Here is an 18,696-nt window from a genome sequence, read left to right as displayed (position 1 = left end):
ACCGAGAATGTGGAACTGGCTTCTGAAACGCCTCGGCCAGGTTGTGCCGACGCTGGTGATCCTGTCCTTCCTGATCTTCGGGTTGCAACAGCTCATGCCCGGCGATCCGGCGATGATCCTGGCCGGGGAGGAGCGGGGCGACCCGTTGGTGCTGGCGCAGATCCGCGCGGAACTGCGCCTCGATCAGCCGATCTGGTCACAATACCTGTATTGGGTCGGCAATGTGCTGCAGGGCGATTTCGGCTTTTCCTGGCGCATCCGCATGCCGGTTTCCGACCTGATCCTGGAGAAGCTGCCGGTCACGGCGCAGCTGGCCTCCATGGCCTTCATCATCGCAGTGCTGATCGGCGTGCCGCTCGGCATCCTGTCCGCGGTGAAGAAGGACACGGGCTGGGATTGGGCGGCGAATGGCATCGCGCTGTTCGGCATTTCGACGCCGAATTTCTGGCTCGGCATCATGATGATCCTGTTCTTCAGCGTGCAGCTCGGCTGGCTGCCGCCCTCGGGCTACGTGCCGCTGTGGGAAGACCCGGTGCAGTCGCTGGCCACCACCATCATGCCGGCCTTCGTGCTGGGCACCGGCGTCGCCTCCGTGCTGATGCGCCACACCCGGGCGGCGATGCTGACGGCACTCAGCCAGGACTATGTCCGCACGGCCCGTGCCAAGGGGCTGACGGAACGCGTGGTGGTGTGGAAGCACGCGCTGCGCAACGCGCTGATCCCGGTGGTCACGCTCGGCACCATTGAATTCGGCCGGCTGCTGGCCGGCGCGGTGCTGACCGAGCAGATCTTCACCATCCCCGGCTTCGGCAAGCTGGTGGTGGATGCAGTGTTCAACCGGGACTACCCGGTGGTGCAGGGGGTGGTGCTGGCGACGGCGCTGATCTTCGTGGCGCTCAGCCTGCTGGCGGATATCCTGTACATGGCGATCAACCCGAGGCTGCGGCAGGCATGAGCGCCTCGATTGCCCCCCCTGGCGCCCCGGTGACCGCGGATCGCGGCGAAAGCCCGTCCCGCCGCGCGCTGCGCCGCTTCCTCCGCCACCGCCTGGCGCTGGCCGGCTTCATCGTGGTGCTGGCCTTCGTGCTGGTGGCGATCTTCGCCCCCTGGATCGCGCCCTACGACCCGATCGAGACGAGCTGGACCCGCATCCGCCGCCCGCCGTCGGAGCTGTACTGGTTCGGCACGGATGAGAATGGCCGCGATGTGCTGTCCCGTGTCATCTGGGGCGCGCGGGCCTCGCTGATGGCGGGCGTGGTGTCCGTGATCGGCGCGGTGCTGATCGGCGTGCCGCTCGGACTGCTGGCGGGGCTGGCGGGCGGCTGGGTGGATGCGCTGATTTCCCGCATTGCCGATGCGATGCTGTCCATCCCCTTCCTGATCCTGGCCATTGCCCTCGCCGCCTTCCTCGGCCCGGCGCTGGAGAATGCGATGCTGGCGATTGCCATCACCGCCAGCCCGGTCTTCGCCCGGCTGGCGCGCGGCATGGCGCTGGATGCGAAGAGCACGGATTGGGTGGAGGCGTCGCGCTCGCTCGGCAACCCGCCCTGGCGCACCGCCTTCGTCCATGTCCTTCCCAACATCATCCCGCCGCTGCTGGTGCAATCCACGCTTTCGATCGCCGAGGCGATCATCGCCGAAGCCTCGCTCAGCTTCCTGGGCCTCGGCCAGCAGCCGCCGCAGCCGAGCTGGGGGTCCATGCTGAACAGCGCCCAGCGCTTCCTGGAAACGGCGCCCTGGCTGGCGATTGCGCCGGGTGCCGCCATCTTCCTGGTGGTGCTGGCCTTCAACCTGATGGGCGATGGGTTGCGGGATGCGCTGGATCCCCGCGCCGACAGGCGCTGAAGCCAGGGCGCTGATGGTTACGTGACGTGAAGGGAGGCGGCCCTTGATCGCGGGCTGCCGCGCGGCGATCTATGCTGCGCCATGGCACGCCCCCCGAAGATCCTCCTGCCCACCCTGCCGGCGCCCGCGCGGCGCGTTGCCGGATTCTGGCTGCTGACGCTCAGTCTCTGGCTGGCCAGCGCGTTGGCGCTGTTCCGCTGATGCAGCCGCCTGATCACAGCCGCCCCTGGCAGAACGACCCCTGGCGCGGCGCCCGCGCCAAGGCGGAGGGCGCCTTCAGCAGCTTCCGCAATGGCACCCGCGGCCTGCTGCTGCCGCTGTTCACCTGGCCGCTGCTGATCGACGTGGTGGTGGAGGTGGTGCGCGGCAACACGCGCGGGCTGGTGGCCGCCGGCCTGGGCATCCTGCTGCCGATCCTCGCCGTGCGCGTGCTGCGCCGGGGCCGCCGTGGCGATACGCGCCGGGCGGCGGTGCTGGTGGCAGTGGCCACCGGCATTGTCGCGATGATGGGCGCGCAGACCGGCGCGCCGATCGCCCTGCTGCTGGCCGCCGGCGCCTGGCTCGGCACCCGCCTGATGTATGACGGCGCCCAGGTCGAGGTGGAACCGCCCGCGCCGCCAGCGCCGCCGCGGCCGCCCGGCCCGCTGGACGAGGCCCGCCTCCGCCTGGCGCGGATCAGCGCGGAGCCGCGCATGGCCGGCATCGCCCAGGCGATGGATGCGGTGCTGGACGACCTCGATGCGCGGCCGGACAGGCTGCCCCTGGCGCGGCGCTTCCTGACCGTGCATCTGGACGGGCTGGACCGCATTGCCCAGCGCCTGTCCGCCGGCGCCGAGCCGCCCGCCAGCCTGCCACAATTGCTGACGGATATGGAAACCGCCGCCGAAGACCTCCGCGCCAAGCTGCGGGCGGAGGAGAGCGTGGCACTCGATATCCAGGTGAAGGTGCTGTCCGACAGGCTGCGCCAGGAGGGTTACGCATGAGCACGACCAAGCCGAACAGCCCGAAGCCGCATGGCGCATCGAAGCCGGAGGTGATCCTGGAGCCTGCCGGGCCCAACCCGGTTGCGCCCAACCCGGTGGCAGCCGCCCAGGCCGCCGCGGAGCGCGACCTGTCCGAGGCAGCGCCCGCCCGCGCGGGGGTGCCGGAGGCGATGCTCGGCGAGCTGGCGCAGCAGATCGACCTGTCCGATCCCGGCTCCATCCTGCGCTTCGGCCAGCAGACCCAGACCCAGGCCCAGGCCGCGGCGGACGCCATGCTGGAAGGCGCGCGGAACCAGGAGACGGGGGAGGCGGGGCGCACGCTCGCTTCCCTGCTGCAGACCCTGCGCGGCTTCGATGTGACCAAGCTGGATGAACGGCCGGGCTTCCTGGCGCGCATCTTCACCAAGGCCGGCGCCGAGGTGACGGAAATCATCGGCCGCTATGAGACGGTGAAGGGCCAGATCGAGGGGATTGGCGACAAGCTCGACACCCACCGCACCCGCCTGCTCGAAGACGTGGAGCGGCTGGAGCGGCTGTACCAGGCGACGCTTGAGTGGTTCCACGCGCTCGGCACCCATGTGCAGGCCGGCGAGGAAGTGCTGCGGAAGACGGATTCCGAGGCGATCCCCGCCATGGAAGCCGCAGTCGCCAACTCCACCGACGACCTCGCGCCCCAGAAGCTGCGCGACCTGCGCGGGGCGCGGGATGAGCTGGATCGCCGCGTGCACGATTTGCGCCTGACCAGGCAGGTCGCGATGCAGGCGCTGCCCTCGATCCGGTTGATCCAGGAAAACGACAAGGCGCTGGCCAGCAAGATCCACTCGGTGCTGGCCAATACCGTGCCGCTGTGGCGCCAACAGCTGGCCCAGGCGCTCGCGATCCACCGGATGCGGGAGGCCGGCCAGGCGGTGAAATCCGCCACCGACCTGACCAACCAGTTGCTGACCGCCAATGCCGAGACGCTGCGCCGCGGCAATCTGGAAGCGCGCACCGAGCTGGAACGCGGCGTCTTCGACCTCGCTGCCGTGCAGAAGGCGAATGCCGCGCTTGTCTCCACCATCGAGGACAGCCTGCGCATCGCCGACGAGGCCCGTGGCCAGCGCCTGCGCGCGGCGGAGGAGCTGGAGAAGCTGGAGGGTGATATCCGCCGGGCGCTGAAGGCGGCGAAGCCGCCGCCGCCGGCGCCCCGGCCAGTCTGAGGGGGCGAGTGTAGGGTTCAGAGACTCCGGCTGATCCCGAAGCCGGACAGCAGCTCATCCTCCTCCGCCTCGGGCAGGTCCTCATCCAGCCCGGGCAGGCGGCCATCCGGGGTCAGCCGGTCCACCATGCGTGGCAGGCCGTGGCTCAGGCGGGTCAGCACATCCTGCCGGCCGAGTCCGGTGCGGGCCTCGATATCCGCCAGGGCGCCTTGTGGCAGCGCGCCTTCCAGCATCGCCGGATCGGCCGGCTGGTTGCCGCCCTGGGCGATCCAGCTTTCCACCTGCTTGCCGAGCCCGGCCGCGCGCAGCCGGTCCGTCAGCGTCGCCAGGCCGCGCGGGCCGCCGCTGCCCTGGGTGAGGTTGGCGAGCAGGGCGCGGATCACCAGCAGGTTCAGCCCATCCGCCCCGGCCGCCTCGGCGGCGCCGGCCTCGGCCTCGCGCAGGTCGAGCCCGCCGGGATGGCCGAACACCCCATCCACCAGCCCGGTCAGGCCACCTCCATCCAGATCGCCGGAGCTGCGCCCTTCCACGGTCATGTGCGATCCTTCGCGGCGGGCCAGGATGCGGGACAGGATATCGCTCATCGCCTGTGGTCCTTCTGCCAAAGCGGGGCCAACGCGCGCCAAGGGGGGCGCGTTCCGGCGCGGCTTGCGCCGCTGCCGGTGCCCGGGCCTAATGCTTGGCAAGAACGAACAGGGAGGATCCATCATGCCCCAGCTCACGCGCCGCGTGCTGCTCACGGCTGCCGCCGCACTGGCGGCGCCGGCCATCCAGGCGCAGCCCGCCTGGCCCTCCGGCACCATCCGCATCGTGCCGCCCTTTCCGGCCGGCGGCAGCACGGACGCGCTGTCGCGGATCCTACAGCCGCATCTGATGCGGATCCTGGGTGTGAACGTGATCGTGGAGAACCGGCCAGGCGCTTCCGGCTCGCTCGGCACCGGCGCCGTGGCGCGCAGCGCACCGGATGGCAATACCTGGGTGCTGGTCTTCGACACCCATGCGGTGAACCCGGCGCTGATCCCCAATATGGGCTTCGACACGGAGCGGGACATGACGCCGCTGCTGCTGTTCGGCACCGCGCCCATGGTGCTGACCGCGCATCGGACGCGCCCCTTCAAGACCTTCGCGGAGATGGCGGCGGCAGCCAAGGCAAAGCCGGATACGCTGACCTATGGCAGCATCGGCAACGGGTCTCTGGCGCATCTGACCATGGCGCTGGTCGGCAAGGCGGCGGGCTTGCAACTGGTGCATGTGCCCTATCGCGGCGGCGGCCCGCTGGCGCTCGCGGCCCTGGCCGGGGAGGTCGATATGCCCATCGCCACCCGCCCGGCGATCGGCGTGCATGTGGATAGTGGCGCGCTGGTGCCGCTGGCGCAGACCGGTGCCACGCGCTCACCCTCCATGCCGGATGTGCCGACGCTGGCGGAAGTCGGCGTGCCGGGCATCGATGCCCGCGCCTTCTGGGGCTTCCTCGGCCCGGCCGGCATTCCGGCGCCGATCAAGACCCGCATGGAAGCCGCGATCCGGGAGGCGCTGGCGGTGCCGGAGGTGCGCCAGCGCGTCATCGCCCTCGGCATCGACCTGGACCCGAAGGGGGAGGCGGAGTTCGGTCCCTTCCTGTCCCGGCAGATCGCCACCTGGGGGCAGGTGGTGCGGGAGAACAACATCCGGCCGGATTGACCGGCCGGATTGACCGGAACGGCGCCGCCTGTTGCCATGCAATCCTGCAATCGGGGGAACGGGCAATGAAGGCATGGGCAATCGTGGAAGTGGCGCAGCCGTTGCAGGAAATCGACCTGCCGACGCCTGAGCCTGTCGGCCAGCAGGTTCTGCTGGAAGTCACCCATGCCGGCGTCTGCCATTCCGACATTCATGTCTGGGAAGGCGAGTGGGACCTCGGCAGCCGCGGCAAGATGCGGCTGCTGGATCGTGGCGTGGTGCTGCCGCTGGCCATGGGGCATGAGACGGTGGGCCGCGTGGTGAAATGGGGGCCGGAGGCCGAAGGGCAGGGGCTCGAAGTTGGCCAGATCCGCATCGTCTTCCCCTGGGTCGGCTGCGGCACCTGCGCCAAATGCAAGGCGGAGGAGGACAATATGTGCCTCCAGGGCAAGGCGCTCGGCATCTTCCAGAATGGCGGCTACGCCACCCACATCCTGGTGCCGGAGCCGCGCCACCTGGTTGATCCGGGCGATATCGACCCGGCGCTGGCCGCCACCTATGCCTGCTCCGGCATCACCGTCTTCTCCGCCATCAACAAGGTGATGCCGATGGCACCCGAGGAACCGATCGTGCTGGTCGGCGCCGGCGGGCTGGGCTTGCAGGCGATCGCGGTGCTGAAGGCGATGGGGCACAAGCGCATCGTCTCCGTCGATGTCAGCGACGAGAAACTGGTCGCGGCACGGGAGGCCGGGGCGAGCGATACGCTGAATGCCAGCGGCGAGGATGCGGCGAAGCGGCTGGTCGCGCTGTGCGGCGGGCCGGTGGAGGCGATCATCGACCTGGTGAATGGCAGCCAGACCGCGCGCATGTGCTTCGACGCGCTGACCAAGGGCGGCAAGCTGATCCAGGTGGGGCTGTTCGGCGGCGAACTGACCGTGCCGCTGCCGCTGATGGCGATGCGGGCGCTCACGGTGCGCGGCAGCTATGTCGGCAGCCCGAAGGAGCTGCGGGAGCTGGTGAAGATCGCCCAGGGCGGCCGCCTGCCCGGCATCCCCATCACGCGGGAGCCGATGCAGAACGCCGACAGCGCCCTGCAACGCCTGCGCGCCGGCAAGGTGACGGGCCGCATCGTGCTGACGGCGGAGGCTGCATAGCGCGCAAGGGCCAGGTGAATCATTCCAACTGACCGCGACCTGCGCCCGCCACAGGCGGGCGAGAGCCCGCAGGGCGCCCCGCCAGGTGGCGCGTGGATCGGTTTCGATCCAGGGGATTTGGTATAAGCTGCGGGGCATGCTGATCGAACCGGCTGCCCCGCCGACCGCCTCGCCGCCCGCGGCCCCCTACGTTCCGCCCTTTCCGCCCCGCCCGGATAAGGGCCTGCCGCTGCTCCAGATGCTGAAGCTGGCGCGGGAGAATTGGCTGGCGATCTGGGCCAAATCCTCCTTCGAGCGGGATGTCTATGGCAGCCGCCTGCTGATGCGGGACGTGGTGGTCTGCAACAGCCCGGATTCGGTGCATTACGTCTTCGTCGAGCGGCATGAGAATTTCCAGCGCAAGAGCCCGCAGCACCGCCACGCGCTGATCCCGCTGCTCGGCGACGGGCTGTTCGTCAGCGACGGGCCGCTGTGGCGCGAAAGGCGCAGGGTGGTGGCGCCGGTTACCCATGTCTCCCGCCTGGCCGAACTGGCGCCCGCCATCACGGAGGCTGCGGCCGAGCGCCGCGACCAGTGGCGCGCCCTGCCGCCCGGCCCGGTGGATGTGCTGGCGGAGATGGGCCATCTGACGGCCGAGATCATCTGCCGCACCATCTTCGGCCGCGCGCTCGGCCGCGATGCGGCGGGCGAGGTGGTGGCCGCCTTCGCCGAATACCAGGCGCATATCGGCCAGACGGATCTGCTCTCCCTGTTCGGCCTTCCGGACTGGTTCCCGCGCTTCCGCGGCCGCCAGGTGCGGGATTCCGCGCGGCGCATCCACAAGGTGGTGGATGGGCTGATCGCCGATATCCTGGACGGGCGGCAGCAGGGCGAGGCCTCGCTGATCCGCGCCATGTCGGAGGCCAAGGTGCCCGGCACGGACCGCCCGATGGACCGCCGCGCCTTCCGCAACGAGGCGATCGTGCTGTTCATGGCCGGCCACGAGACCACCGCCAATACCCTCGCCTGGGCGCTGTTCATGCTGTCCCAGGATTCGACGAGCGCGGAGCGGCTGGCGGCGGAGGTGCGTGGGGTGTTGGGTGAGCGCGTGGCAACACTGGCCGACCTGCCAAACCTGCCCTTCACCCGCGCGGTGGTGGAGGAGACGCTGCGCCTCTACCCCCCCGTGCCGCTGCTGTCGCGGGAGGCGCTGGGGCCGGACCGCATCGGTGACCGCCCGGTGAGGAAGGGCACCCTCATCCTGGTCAGCCCCTGGCTGCTGCACCGCAAGCCGGGACTCTGGGACCAGCCGGACGCCTTCATCCCGGACCGTTTCCTGCCCGGCGCGCCGAAGCCGCCGCGGCATGGCTACATCCCCTTCAGCACCGGCCCGCGCATCTGCACCGGCCAGCATCTGGGCCTGGCCGAGGCGACCATCTGCCTCGCCGCGCTGGCGGGCCATTTCCGCCTGGCGCTGGAGCCGGGGACGCAGGTGATGCCGGTGGCGCGGCTGACCTTGCGCCCGGGCGATACCCTGCCGATGCGCCTGACGCCCCGCTAGATGACCGGCCACCTCTACCCGTCGCCGCCCTGGCGCTGGTCCGCGCGGCGGGACCTGCTGCGCCATTGGCTGCGCGACCCCTTGCAGGGGCTGGCGGACTGGCTGCCGCACCAGGCGCTGCGCCTGCTGCCGACCGAGACCGCCTCCGCCTTCGGCGCCCGCATGGGGCCGCGCGCCGGCCGCAAGCGGCAGGTGGGGTCTGACCGCGTCCGCGCTTTGCTCCGCCAGTTGCGGCCGGAGGCCTCGACCCGGGAGGTGGAGGCGCTGCTCGCCGCGCATTGGGCCCATATCGGCCGCTGCTTCAGCGAATTCGCCGCCCTGTCCCGCTTCCGCGCCGAGGGGCGCATCGAGATCGAGGGCGGCGACCAGCTTCTGGCGCTGCGTGATTCCGGGCGCCCGCTGATCATCGCCGGGCTGCATGTGGGGAATTGGGAGGTGGTGCATGCCGGCCTCGCCCAGCTCGGCATTCCCTTCCACGCCATCTACCAGCGCCTGCCCAATCGCTTCCGGATGCGGATCGCGGACCGGGCCCGCGGCCGCAGCCGCAGCGCCGCCGGGCCACAGGCCGCGGTTGCGGTGGCGCCCACCCTGGGCGCGGTGTTCGAGGCGCATCGCGTGCTGGAAAGCCGGGAAGCGGCGCTGCTGTATTACGTGGACGAATTCTGGGAGGGACGGGTGCACGCCCCCGCCCTCGGCCGGCCGTTGAAGATGGATGGCAACATCATGCGCGCGGTGCGCCTGGCCTCCGCCACCGGCGCGGCGATCGTGCCGGCCTATGCGCTGCGGCTGGGGGAGGCGGCGCGCTTCCGGCTGCACTTCCTGCCCGAAGTGCCGGTCGGCCCGCCGGGGCGTGGCCGCAAGGCAGTGCTGGAGGATATCGCGGCGCTGGATTCGGTGGTCGAGCAGGTGGTGCGCGCCCATCCCGAACAGTGGTTCATGGCGCATGTCTTCCAGCCGGACCGCTAGCTTCCCGCCACACGCCCCTGGCCGCGCGCCGCATCCTGTGGCACCCCATCCCAAACCCTCGGGAAACGCACCATGACCAAATGGGACAAGTCGAAGCTGCCGAGCCGCCACACCACGGTGGGGCCGGAACGTGCGCCGCATCGCAGCTACTACTACGCCATGGGCCTGACGCAGGAGGAGATCGACCAGCCCTTCGTCGGCGTCGCCACCTGCTGGAACGAGGCCGCGCCCTGCAACATCGCGCTGTCCCGCCAGGCGCAGTCGGTGAAGATCGGCGTGAAGGAATCCGGCGCGACGCCACGCGAGTTCACCACCATCACGGTGACCGACGGCATCGCCATGGGCCATCAATCCATGAAGTCGTCCCTGGCCTCCCGCGACGTCATCGCCGATTCGATCGAGCTGACCATGCGCGGCCATTGCTACGATGCGCTGGTTGGCGTGGCGGGCTGCGACAAGTCGCTGCCGGGCGTGATGATGGCGATGGTGCGGCTCAACGTGCCGTCGGTCTTCATGTATGGCGGCTCGATCCGCCCGGGCCGCTTCCAGGGCCGTGACGTGACGGTGGTGGATGTGTTCGAGGCAGTCGGCCAGCACGCCGCCGGCAACATGTCCGACGCCGACCTGCTGGAGCTGGAACAGCATGCCTGCCCGGGCGCCGGCGCCTGCGGCGGCCAGTTCACCGCCAACACCATGGCCTGCATCTCCGAAGTGCTGGGCCTGGCCCTGCCGGGTTCCGCCGGCGCGCCGGCACCCGACGAATCGCGTGACTACTTCGCGGTGCAGTCCGGCCGCGCCGTGGTGGATCTTCTCCGCAAGAACCTGCGACCGCGGGACATCGTGACGCGGGATGCGCTGTTCAACGCGGCCGCCATCGTCGGCGCCACCGGCGGGTCCACCAATGCGGCACTGCACCTGCCGGCCATCGCGCATGAATGCGGCATCAAGTTCGACCTGCATGACGTGGCGGAGATCATGCGCGCCACGCCGCATATCGCGGACCTCAAGCCCGGCGGGCGCTATGTGGCACTCGATGTGTTCAATGTCGGCGGCGTGCCGGTGATCATCAAGGCGCTGCTCGATGGCGGCTATCTGCGCGGCGATGCCATCACAGTCACCGGCAAGTCCCTGGCGGAGAACCACCGGGAGGTGATCTTCCCGAAGGACCAGGATGTGGTGCGCCCGACCAGTGACCCGATCAGCCCGATCGGTGGCGTCGTCTCCCTGAAGGGCTCGCTGGCCCCCGAGGGCGCCATCGTGAAGATCGCCGGCATGACCAAGCTGCGCTTCGAAGGCACGGCCTTGTGCTTCGATTGCGAGGAGGATGCCTTCAAGGCCGTGGAGATGCGCGCCTACAAGGCGGGCGACGTCATCATCATCCGCTACGAAGGCCCGAAGGGCGGCCCGGGGATGCGGGAGATGCTGTCCACCACCAGCGCCATCTATGGCCAGGGCATGGGCGACAAGGTGGCACTCATCACCGATGGCCGTTTCAGCGGCGCCACGCGCGGCTTCTGCATCGGCCATGTCGGGCCGGAAGCGGCGGTCGGCGGGCCGATCGCCCTGCTGAAGAATGGCGACCCGATCGTCATCGATGCCGAGGCCGGCACCATCGACATCATGCTGCCGGAGGCCGAGCTGGCCGCCCGCCGCGCCGCCTGGGTGCCGCGCAAGACGCTGTATACTTCCGGCGCGTTGTGGAAATACGCCCAGACTGTGGGGCCGGCGTCGCAGGGCGCGGTGACGCATCCCGGCGCGGCCGAGGAAAGCCACATCTACGCCGACCAGTAGCCGGACCAGCCCCTCAAGGCGGCGCCGCCTCCTCCATCAAGGCGGCTCCGCCGGGGTCATTCAAGGCGGCTCCGCCGCGGGCATTTAAGGCGGCTCCGCCGCGGCCATTTAAGGCGGCTCCGCCGCAAAGGGCCTCACCGCCGCCGCGATCGCGCCCGAACCGGGACATGGCGGCGGGGTTAACTCCACATCAAGCGGTGGTCCAACTTTCGAAACCGGACCGCCGCAGGGGAGCCCCCGCCATGCGCCGCCTCCGTGCCCTGTTCCTGCTGCTGCCGGTGCTGCTGTTCACGCCCGGCTGCGTCGTCGCTGCCGATGTCACACCGGTGGGCGGCTACGGTTACGGCTATGGCTATGCCCAGCCCTACTACGCCCCGCCGCCGCCGCCGCGCTACTACGCGCCGCGCCCGGTCTACCGTCCCTACTACGCCCCGCCGCCGCGCTACTACGCGCCGCCGCCGCGCCATCATGGTGGTTGGGACCGCGGCCGTGATCGCGGGCGTCAGCATGGCTACAATCGGGGCCATGATCGCGGCCACGACCGCGGCGGCCGCAACTGGCGCTGAGGCTCAGGCCGCCAGGTCCACCACCAGCGGGGTATGGTCCGAGGGCTGTTCCTCCGCCCTCGGCTCCGCATCCACCGTGCAGGCCGCCAGCCGTTCCGCCAGCTCCGCGCTCAGCAGCGCATGGTCGATCCGCAGACCGGCGTTGCGCTCGAAGGCGGAGCCATAGTCCCAATAGGTGTAGATCGGCTCCGGCGCCGGATGCAGCGCACGCAGCGCATCGGTCAGGCCGAGATGCTCCAGCGCCCGCCATTCCGCCCGTGTCTCCGGCCGCACCAGCGCATCGGTGGGCGGCAGGGTGCCCTTGGCCAGGTCATGATCGGTCGGGCAGACGTTGAAATCGCCGAGGATGGCGAAGGGGATGAAGGCATCCAGCCGCGCCTGCGCCAGGCGCCGCAGCCGTTCCATCCAGGCCAGCTTGTACAGATAGCCCGCATCGCCGCCGGAATTGCCGTTCGGCAGGTAGATGCCGGCCACCTGCATGCCGGCGGCCGCGACCTCGATATAGCGCGCCTGCGTATCGTCATCCTGGCCCGGCAGATGCTCGGCCACCAGCTTGAACGGGATGCGGGAGATCACGGCGACGCCGTTGCGCCCGCCCGTCTGCCCCACGGCGTGGACCTGATAGCCCGACGCGGCGAATTCGGCGGCCGGAAATTCCTCCGTCCGGCATTTCAGCTCCTGCAGGAACAGCAGGTCGGGCTGCTGCCGCGCCAGGAAACGCAGGATATGCGGCGCCCGCTTGCGGACGGAGTTCACGTTGAAGCTGGCTAGGCGAATCATGAGGCGGACACTGCCCGCTGATCCAGCTTCTGGCTAGGCCGGGAACGAAAGGGTGACACGGGTGCCCTGGCCCGGCGCGCTGTCGATCGTCATGCCGCCGCCCAGATTTTCGGCGAATTGCCGCGCCAGGGACAGGCCAAGCCCGGTGCCGCGGCCCGGACCCTTGGTGGTGAAGAAGGGCTCGCCGGCATGGCGCAGCACCTCCGGCGTCATGCCGGTGCCGGTATCCGCCACGGTGACGCCTAGAAGCACGGCGCCGTCGGCCGCGTGCTGCAGCCCCGCCGTCACCCGCACCGCGCCGCCCTCGGGCATCGCGTCGCGGGCATTGACGATCAGGTTGACCAGCACGGTCTCGAACTCCGCGCGATCCGCCCGCAGCGGCGGCAGCCCAGGCTCGGCGGCGCAGGTCAGGCGGATGCCGGAGCCGAGCAGGCCGCCCACCATCTCCTCCAGCCGGCCGAGGGCGGCGGGCAGATCGAAGCGATCCTCCGCCGCCCCGCCATTGCGTGCCGAACCCTGGCGGCTGAAATCCAGCATGCGGGCGGCGATTCGTGCGCCGCGCGCCGCCGTTTCCTGCATCATGGTGGCCAGGCTGCGGACCTTCTCCGGTTCCTCCGCCCGCCGGTAGATCAGGCGGGAGGCGGCCATGACGCTCTGGATCAGGTTGTTCATGTCATGCGCGACGCCGGCCGTGATCTGGCCAAGGGCGGAGATGCGCGCCGACTGGGCCAGCTGGATTTCCGCCTCCAGCCGCCGCGCCGCCTCCGCCTGCGCGCGACACAGCGCGGCGTATTCGCGCTTCAGGCCGGTCTGCGCCAGCCGGATCAGCGCCAGCAGCAGCAGCACCACCACGAGCGCGGCGCCGGCGAAGGCCAAGGCGCGGTTGCCCCAGATGCCGCGCATCTGGTCCATGTGCAGCCCATAGACGACGGCGATGCCGTAGCGTTCCAGCCAGCGCGCCGCCACCAGCCGCTCGGCCCCCAGCCAGGCGGCCGGCAGCCCCTGCTGCGCGGTGCCGACATAGGCCATGGCGATCTGCCCGGTCCGCATCGCGCTGCCGACCACGGCCATTTTTTCCGCCCGCCCGGCGGCATCCTCGAACGCCACGTCCGGCAGCAGCGGGTGCTGCACCAGGATGCGGCCGTCCTGGCGGATGAGTTGCACCGTGTCGGAGGGTGCGATGACGATGGAGGCGTATAGCCGGGCGACGGCGTGCACATCGGAAGTGGCCCAGATGACCCCGCCATCGGGCATGCCCTCCCGGTTTCGGCGGGCGTGGCTGAGGGGAAACACGAGGCGGCCGCTGACACGGCTCACGATTGCCTGGCCGATAACCGGGCGTATCGCATCCACCCCGACGCCCTGGTGGGCCTGGACATAGTCGCGGAAGGACAGGTCGATCGGCGGGGAGGGGAAGTCGCGGATCGAGGTCTGCACCAGCTGCCCGGCGGGGGATATGATGCCGATGGCGCTGGTGCCTGGGGCGCTGTCATGCAGCCTTGCGATGAAATCCGCCACGTCCGGGCTGCTGGCGATCGTGTTCCAGTCGCTTCCCATGATGAAGCGGTTGATCGCGGTCAGGTAGGCTTCCTGGCTTTCCAGCGCGCGCAGCGTGTTTTCGTGCAGCAGGTCGACCGTGCGGGTCAGCCGGTTCCTGGTCTCCACCTCCAGGTCCCGCAGGCTCGACCAGGCCGCGCCGGCGGCGGCCAGCAGCGGCAGCGTCACCACGGCCACGCAAAGCGGCCAAAAGGTGAAGGGGGCGCTAAATCCGGGTGGCCTGGGTGTAGCGGGACCCTTTCCGCGCAGCTTCGAATCGCCCAGCGTGATCCCGGCATCTGGCTGAGCGCCAGGACCTGGACCGCGGCCTGTCACGCGACCGGTACGCGCCGAGCTGGTCATAGGCTGACCCTATTAGCAGCACCCCCGCATAACAATGCCGTTCGGCAGCGTCCAGAGATGTCCCTCAGGCCAACGGGCCTGTGAACCGTAGGCCAACGGGCCTCTGAACCGTAGCGGTGAAGCAGGGTCCCGGCTGTGGTCAGCCGACGCTGAAGCTGGTGCCGCAGCCGCAGGCGCTGACCGCCTGGGGGTTCTTCACCGCGAAATGCGCGCCGATCAGCGCCTCGGTCCAATCGAGTTCGGCGCCGGCCAGCAATTCCATGCTCACCGGATCGACGAAGACGCGGCCGGGGCCCTCGGCCACCACCAAATCATCCTCGGCCGGTGCATCCTCCAGGTCGAAGCGATACTGGAAGCCGGAACAGCCCCCGGCATCGACCGCCAATCGCAGCCCGGCGCCGGGCTTGCCCTGGCGGGCCGCAATCTCCGCCACCTGGGCGGCAGCGCGGGGGGTGACGCGGAACGGGGTGGTCATGGTGTCCATGTTGGGAAGATAGGATGGAAACGCCTGCGGTTCCAGGCTCCTCTGACCACGCTCCTCTGGCCACGCTCCTCTGGCCACGCTCCTTTGGCCGCGACCCTTCCAGCGGGGGCGGGCGGGTGCTAGGCCCGGCGGGATGGATGCGAAGCGCCTGCCAGATGGGCTGGCCCCCTGGGCAGTCCGCACCGAGACCTCCCGCGGGCGGCTGCATGCCGAACCTGTTGGGGGCGCGCGCTCACCCTTCCAGCGCGACCGCGACCGCATCATCCACGCCACCGCCTTCCGGCGCCTGCAATACAAGACCCAGGTCTTCGTCTATCACGAGGGCGACCATTTCCGGACGCGGCTGACCCACAGCCTGGAAGTGGCGCAAATCGCGCGCTCCATCGCCCGGGAACTGGCGCTGGAGGAGGACCTGGCGGAGGCGCTGGCGCTGGCGCACGACCTCGGCCACCCGCCCTTCGGCCATGGCGGGGAGGATGCGCTGGACGTGATGATGAAGCCCTATGGCGGCTTCGACCACAACGCGCAGTCGCTGAAGGCGGTGACGCGCCTGGAAACCCGCTACGCCGGCTTCGATGGCCTGAACCTGACCTGGGAAACGCTGGAGGGCCTGGCCAAGCACAACGGCCCGCTGCGCCGCCCGAGTCCGTACATCGTTGAATACGACCGCCTGCATCCGCTGGAACTGACCACCCATTCGAGTGCGGAGGCACAGGTGGCGGCGCTGGCGGATGACATCGCCTACAACAACCACGACCTGGATGACGGCATCCGCGCCCGGCTTTTCACTTTGGAGGAAGCCGCCAGCCTGCCGCTGGTGCGCGAAGCCCATGCCGAGGCGCTGAAGGCCAACCCCAGCCTGCCGCCGGATCGCGCAGTGTCCGAGGTGGTGCGCCGGGTGATCAACGCCATGGTCAACGACACGGTGGCCGAGACCCGCCGCCGCATCGCAGCCCTGGCGCCGGCCAGCGCGGCCGATATCCGCGCGCATGACCGGCCCGTGGTGGCGTTCTCGGACGCGATGATGGAGGCGAATAACGAGCTGCGCGCCTTCCTGTTCCAGCGCATGTACCGCCACTGGCGCGTCAACCGCACCACCCAGAAATGCAAGCGGGCGCTGCAGTTGCTGTTCACCCTGCTGCATGGCGAGCCACGCCAGTTGCCGCCCTGGTGGCAGGAGAAAGCCGGCGAGCCCGGCAGCCCCGCCGCCGCCCAGGCGGTGTGTGACTACCTGGCCGGCATGACCGACCGTTTCGCGCTGGAGGAGCATCGGCGCCTGACCGATCCCTCCATCCCGGGCTAGAACCCCCCTACCGTTTCCGGATTCGCCTGCATGACCCCGACCACCGACCTGTTTGCCACCATGCGCGCCCATGTGGTGGAGGCGCTGCGGCAGATCCTGCCGGAACTGCCGCCCGATTCCTTTGCCCGCGTGCTGGTGGAGCCGCCGAAGGACGCCTCGCATGGCGACATGGCGACCAATGGCGCCATGATGGTGGCAAAATTGGCAAAAATGCCGCCGCCGAAGCTGGCCGCGGCGCTGTGCGAGAAGCTGCGCGAATTGCCCGTGGTGGTGGAGGCGACGCCGGCCGGGCCAGGCTTCGTCAACCTCCGGCTGGATGAGGCCTTCGTGCGTGCCGTGGTGCCGGCGGTGCTGGCGGCGGGGCCCGCCTATGGCGATGGGCCGGCGCGGGAAGGCGGGCCGGTGAATGTGGAATATGTCTCGGCCAACCCGACCGGGCCGATGCATGTCGGCCATTGCCGCGGCGCCGTGGTGGGGGATGCGCTGGCGCTGCTGCTGCGCAAGGCGGGCTATGACGTCACGCGCGAGTATTACGTGAACGATGCGGGCGCGCAGGTGCTGGCACTCGCATACGCCACCTACTGGCGCTATCTCCAGGCCCTCGGCACACCGATGACCGAGGAGGAGTTTGCCCAGTCGGTCCCGGGCGGGCTGCAATACAAGGGCGAGTACCTGGTGCCCGTCGGCATCGCGCTGCGCCAGATCTTCAAGGAAACCCTGGCCGAGCCCGGCGCCATGCCGGCGGCGGCGATACATTGGCTGGATACGGTGCGGGACTTCACCGTGGAAGCGATGATGTCCGCGATCCGCGAGGATCTGGCCGCACTCGGCGTCGAGCATGACGTGTTCATCAGTGAGCGCGCCATCGTGGCGGAAGGCTGGCTGGAGAAGGCGGAGGCCACGCTTTCGGCCAAGGACCTGATCTACACCGGCGTGCTGGAGCCGCCGAAGGGCAAGACGCCGGAGGATTGGGAACCCCGCCCGCAGGTGCTGTTCCGCGCCACGCAGTACGGCGACGATGTGGACCGCCCGCTGCGGAAGTCGGACGGCTCCGGCACTTATTTCGCGAACGACGTGGCGAACCACCTTGCCAAGATCGACCGCGGCTTTCCGCAGCTCGTGCAGGTCTGGGGCGCCGACCACGGCGGCTACGTCAAGCGCATGCAGGCCGCCGTCGCGGCGCTGTCGGACCGCAAGGTCAGCCTGGATGTGGTGCTGACCCAGATCGTCCATGTGGTGAAGGATGGCGAGCCGGTCCGCATGTCGAAGCGCGCCGGCACCTATGTGACCCTGCGCGACCTGATCGACGAGGTGGGCAAGGACGCCGTGCGCTTCACCATGCTGACGCGCAAATCCGACGCGCAGATGGAATTCGACCTGAACAAGGTCATCGAGCAGACCCGGGAAAATCCCGTCTTCTACGTGCAATACGCCCATGCCCGCTGCCGTTCGGTCCTGCGCTCCGCCGGCGATCCGGCGCCGACTGATCTGGCGCAGGTGCCGCTCGATTCGCTCACCGACCCAGCCGAACTCGCGCTGATCCGCCGCATGGCGGGCTGGCCGCGCACGGTGGAAGCCGCTGCTGCGGCGCGGGAGCCGCATCGAATCGCGTTCTTTCTCCAAGACTTGGCCAGCGACTTTCATGTATTGTGGAACAGGGGGCGTGACGATGCGACGTTGCGCTTCATCCGGGCGGAGGAGCCGGAGGCGACCCAGGCGCGTCTCGCGCTGGTGGCCGCCACTTCGGTGGTCCTGCGCTCAGGCCTCGCGGTGATGGGGGTCGAACCCGTCGAGGAGATGCGATGAGCGACATGATGGTGCCATCCTATCGCGTGCAGCGGGACGCTTCGGGCGTTCCGTGGCGCATGCTGGCGGTGGCAGGCGGCATGCTGGCAGTGGTCGCGGTGGGGGCAGGGGGGTACTGGGCCGTCCAGCGCTCCGGCGGTGGTGGCGTGCCGGTGGTGGAAGCCGATCCGCGCCCCTTCAAGGTGCGCCCGGATGATCCGGGCGGGTTGCGCGTGCCGAACCAGAATGCGCTTGTGCTGGAACGCCCCGGCAACCGCCAATCCCCGGCACAGACCGGGCAGCCCGCTCGGCTGGTGCCGGATGCGGAGGCGCCCAATCTCGATCTGCTGCGCGCCGCCGTCGCCCCCCCGCCGGTGGTGCCGCCGCGCCCCGTGCCGCGCCCGGCCGAGGCGCCCGAAGCCGCACCTGCACCGGTTGCCGCAGCGCCTGAACCGGCACCGGCACCAACACCAGCCCCGCGCCCGCTCGCCACGGGCCGGGTGATGGTGCAGCTGGCCGCGGTGACCAGCGAGGACGGCGCCCGTTCGGAGTTCGATCGCATCGCCCGCCGCGCGCCCGATCTGTTCGAGGGCCTCAGCCCGGTGGTCCAGCGCCTGGACCGCGAGGGGCAAGGCCCGCTGTTCCGCGTGCGCACCACCGGCTTCGCCGACCAGGACAGCGCCCGCCAGTTCTGCGAGGCGCTGCGCGCGCGCAATTTTGCCTGCATCCCGGTTCGCTGAGC

Annotated in this window: 17 protein-coding genes; 13 read left to right on the top strand and 4 right to left on the bottom strand. The window is 69.9% G+C overall.

Annotation, left to right across the window (positions count from 1 at the left end; translation table 11 throughout):
• Positions 1–7: 7 nt before the first annotated feature.
• The 4 genes from Q8S40_RS12970 (at position 8) to Q8S40_RS12955 (ending at position 4,027) form a co-directional block, all read left to right on the top strand.
• Positions 8–955, top strand: coding sequence for an ABC transporter permease (locus Q8S40_RS12970; protein ID WP_305670735.1), 948 nt, complete (start codon positions 8–10; stop codon positions 953–955).
• Positions 952–1,845: an ABC transporter permease gene (locus tag Q8S40_RS12965; RefSeq protein ID WP_304814561.1), complete on the top strand. Its 894-nt coding sequence runs from the start codon at positions 952–954 to the stop codon at positions 1,843–1,845. Before Q8S40_RS12970 ends, Q8S40_RS12965 begins: the two co-directional genes overlap by 4 nt.
• A gap of 200 nt (positions 1,846–2,045) precedes the next feature.
• A complete protein-coding gene (locus Q8S40_RS12960) occupies positions 2,046–2,828 on the top strand; it encodes a hypothetical protein (protein WP_305670734.1) in 783 nt (260 codons plus the stop codon).
• Positions 2,825–4,027, top strand: coding sequence for a toxic anion resistance protein (locus tag Q8S40_RS12955; protein WP_305670733.1), 1,203 nt, complete (start codon positions 2,825–2,827; stop codon positions 4,025–4,027). The genes Q8S40_RS12960 and Q8S40_RS12955 overlap by 4 nt, the downstream gene beginning before the upstream one ends.
• Before the next feature lie 17 nt (positions 4,028–4,044).
• Here the strand turns inward: Q8S40_RS12955 and Q8S40_RS12950 are convergent, their stop codons facing one another.
• Positions 4,045–4,611: a YidB family protein gene (locus tag Q8S40_RS12950; protein ID WP_305670732.1), complete on the bottom strand. Its 567-nt coding sequence runs from the start codon at positions 4,609–4,611 to the stop codon at positions 4,045–4,047.
• 124 nt (positions 4,612–4,735) lie between these two features.
• On the opposite strand from Q8S40_RS12950, the gene Q8S40_RS12945 reads away from it, so the two are divergent.
• The 6 genes from Q8S40_RS12945 (at position 4,736) to Q8S40_RS12920 (ending at position 11,703) form a co-directional block, all read left to right on the top strand.
• On the top strand, positions 4,736–5,707 hold the full coding sequence (locus Q8S40_RS12945; protein WP_305670731.1) for a tripartite tricarboxylate transporter substrate-binding protein: 972 nt from the start codon (positions 4,736–4,738) through the stop codon (positions 5,705–5,707).
• 65 nt (positions 5,708–5,772) lie between these two features.
• A complete protein-coding gene (locus Q8S40_RS12940) occupies positions 5,773–6,840 on the top strand; it encodes an alcohol dehydrogenase (protein WP_305670730.1) in 1,068 nt (355 codons plus the stop codon).
• A gap of 136 nt (positions 6,841–6,976) precedes the next feature.
• The gene (locus Q8S40_RS12935) at positions 6,977–8,380 is read left to right on the top strand and encodes a cytochrome P450 (protein WP_305670729.1); all 1,404 of its coding nucleotides are present in this window, start codon (positions 6,977–6,979) and stop codon (positions 8,378–8,380) included.
• A complete protein-coding gene (locus Q8S40_RS12930; RefSeq protein WP_305670728.1) occupies positions 8,381–9,346 on the top strand; it encodes a lysophospholipid acyltransferase family protein in 966 nt (321 codons plus the stop codon).
• Positions 9,347–9,418: 72 nt separating this feature from the next.
• The gene (gene ilvD / locus Q8S40_RS12925; protein ID WP_305670727.1) at positions 9,419–11,137 is read left to right on the top strand and encodes a dihydroxy-acid dehydratase; all 1,719 of its coding nucleotides are present in this window, start codon (positions 9,419–9,421) and stop codon (positions 11,135–11,137) included.
• A 242-nt stretch (positions 11,138–11,379) separates the two neighbouring features.
• Positions 11,380–11,703, top strand: a complete 324-nt coding sequence (locus tag Q8S40_RS12920; RefSeq protein ID WP_305670726.1) for a hypothetical protein — start codon at positions 11,380–11,382, stop codon at positions 11,701–11,703.
• A gap of 3 nt (positions 11,704–11,706) precedes the next feature.
• Here the strand turns inward: Q8S40_RS12920 and Q8S40_RS12915 are convergent, their stop codons facing one another.
• The 3 genes from Q8S40_RS12915 to Q8S40_RS12905 all read right to left on the bottom strand — a co-directional run bounded on the left by Q8S40_RS12915 (position 11,707) and on the right by Q8S40_RS12905 (position 14,857).
• Positions 11,707–12,480, bottom strand: coding sequence for an exodeoxyribonuclease III (locus tag Q8S40_RS12915; protein WP_305670757.1), 774 nt, complete (start codon positions 12,478–12,480; stop codon positions 11,707–11,709).
• Between the two features lie 36 nt (positions 12,481–12,516).
• Positions 12,517–14,217, bottom strand: a complete 1,701-nt coding sequence (locus Q8S40_RS12910; protein ID WP_305670725.1) for a hybrid sensor histidine kinase/response regulator — start codon at positions 14,215–14,217, stop codon at positions 12,517–12,519.
• 304 nt (positions 14,218–14,521) lie between these two features.
• Complete coding sequence (locus Q8S40_RS12905) at positions 14,522–14,857, bottom strand: HesB/IscA family protein (protein ID WP_370690844.1); 336 nt, start codon at positions 14,855–14,857, stop codon at positions 14,522–14,524.
• Between the two features lie 142 nt (positions 14,858–14,999).
• Between Q8S40_RS12905 and Q8S40_RS12900 the strand changes: the two genes are divergently transcribed.
• From Q8S40_RS12900 to Q8S40_RS12890, 3 genes are read left to right on the top strand one after another with little or no spacing between them, the layout of a single operon-like run.
• On the top strand, positions 15,000–16,169 hold the full coding sequence (locus Q8S40_RS12900; protein ID WP_305670724.1) for a deoxyguanosinetriphosphate triphosphohydrolase: 1,170 nt from the start codon (positions 15,000–15,002) through the stop codon (positions 16,167–16,169).
• A gap of 30 nt (positions 16,170–16,199) precedes the next feature.
• Entirely contained in the window at positions 16,200–17,975 is a 1,776-nt protein-coding gene (gene argS / locus Q8S40_RS12895) for an arginine--tRNA ligase (RefSeq protein ID WP_305670723.1), read from the top strand.
• Positions 17,972–18,694, top strand: coding sequence for an SPOR domain-containing protein (locus Q8S40_RS12890; RefSeq protein ID WP_305670722.1), 723 nt, complete (start codon positions 17,972–17,974; stop codon positions 18,692–18,694). Before argS ends, Q8S40_RS12890 begins: the two co-directional genes overlap by 4 nt.
• Positions 18,695–18,696: the final 2 nt, after the last annotated feature.

Origin of the sequence: Falsiroseomonas sp. (assembly GCF_030695085.1) — a bacterium.
GTDB lineage: Bacteria > Pseudomonadota > Alphaproteobacteria > Acetobacterales > Acetobacteraceae > Falsiroseomonas.
Note: the sequence above shows the minus strand (reverse complement) of the source record. Positions and strands in the feature narration are given on the sequence as shown.

Excerpts from the sequence above, each read along its gene's own strand:
- Q8S40_RS12970 (WP_305670735.1), top strand. The coding sequence starts at position 8 with ATGTGGAACTGGCTTCTGAAACGCCTCGGCCAGGTTGTGCCGACGCTG.
- Q8S40_RS12965 (WP_304814561.1), top strand. The coding sequence starts at position 952 with ATGAGCGCCTCGATTGCCCCCCCTGGCGCCCCGGTGACCGCGGATCGC.
- Q8S40_RS12960 (WP_305670734.1), top strand. The coding sequence starts at position 2,046 with ATGCAGCCGCCTGATCACAGCCGCCCCTGGCAGAACGACCCCTGGCGC.
- Q8S40_RS12955 (WP_305670733.1), top strand. The coding sequence starts at position 2,825 with ATGAGCACGACCAAGCCGAACAGCCCGAAGCCGCATGGCGCATCGAAG.
- Q8S40_RS12950 (WP_305670732.1), bottom strand. The coding sequence starts at position 4,611 with ATGAGCGATATCCTGTCCCGCATCCTGGCCCGCCGCGAAGGATCGCAC.
- Q8S40_RS12945 (WP_305670731.1), top strand. The coding sequence starts at position 4,736 with ATGCCCCAGCTCACGCGCCGCGTGCTGCTCACGGCTGCCGCCGCACTG.
- Q8S40_RS12940 (WP_305670730.1), top strand. The coding sequence starts at position 5,773 with ATGAAGGCATGGGCAATCGTGGAAGTGGCGCAGCCGTTGCAGGAAATC.
- Q8S40_RS12935 (WP_305670729.1), top strand. The coding sequence starts at position 6,977 with ATGCTGATCGAACCGGCTGCCCCGCCGACCGCCTCGCCGCCCGCGGCC.
- Q8S40_RS12930 (WP_305670728.1), top strand. The coding sequence starts at position 8,381 with ATGACCGGCCACCTCTACCCGTCGCCGCCCTGGCGCTGGTCCGCGCGG.
- ilvD (WP_305670727.1), top strand. The coding sequence starts at position 9,419 with ATGACCAAATGGGACAAGTCGAAGCTGCCGAGCCGCCACACCACGGTG.
- Q8S40_RS12920 (WP_305670726.1), top strand. The coding sequence starts at position 11,380 with ATGCGCCGCCTCCGTGCCCTGTTCCTGCTGCTGCCGGTGCTGCTGTTC.
- Q8S40_RS12905 (WP_370690844.1), bottom strand. The coding sequence starts at position 14,857 with ATGACCACCCCGTTCCGCGTCACCCCCCGCGCTGCCGCCCAGGTGGCG.
- Q8S40_RS12900 (WP_305670724.1), top strand. The coding sequence starts at position 15,000 with ATGGATGCGAAGCGCCTGCCAGATGGGCTGGCCCCCTGGGCAGTCCGC.
- argS (WP_305670723.1), top strand. The coding sequence starts at position 16,200 with ATGACCCCGACCACCGACCTGTTTGCCACCATGCGCGCCCATGTGGTG.
- Q8S40_RS12890 (WP_305670722.1), top strand. The coding sequence starts at position 17,972 with ATGAGCGACATGATGGTGCCATCCTATCGCGTGCAGCGGGACGCTTCG.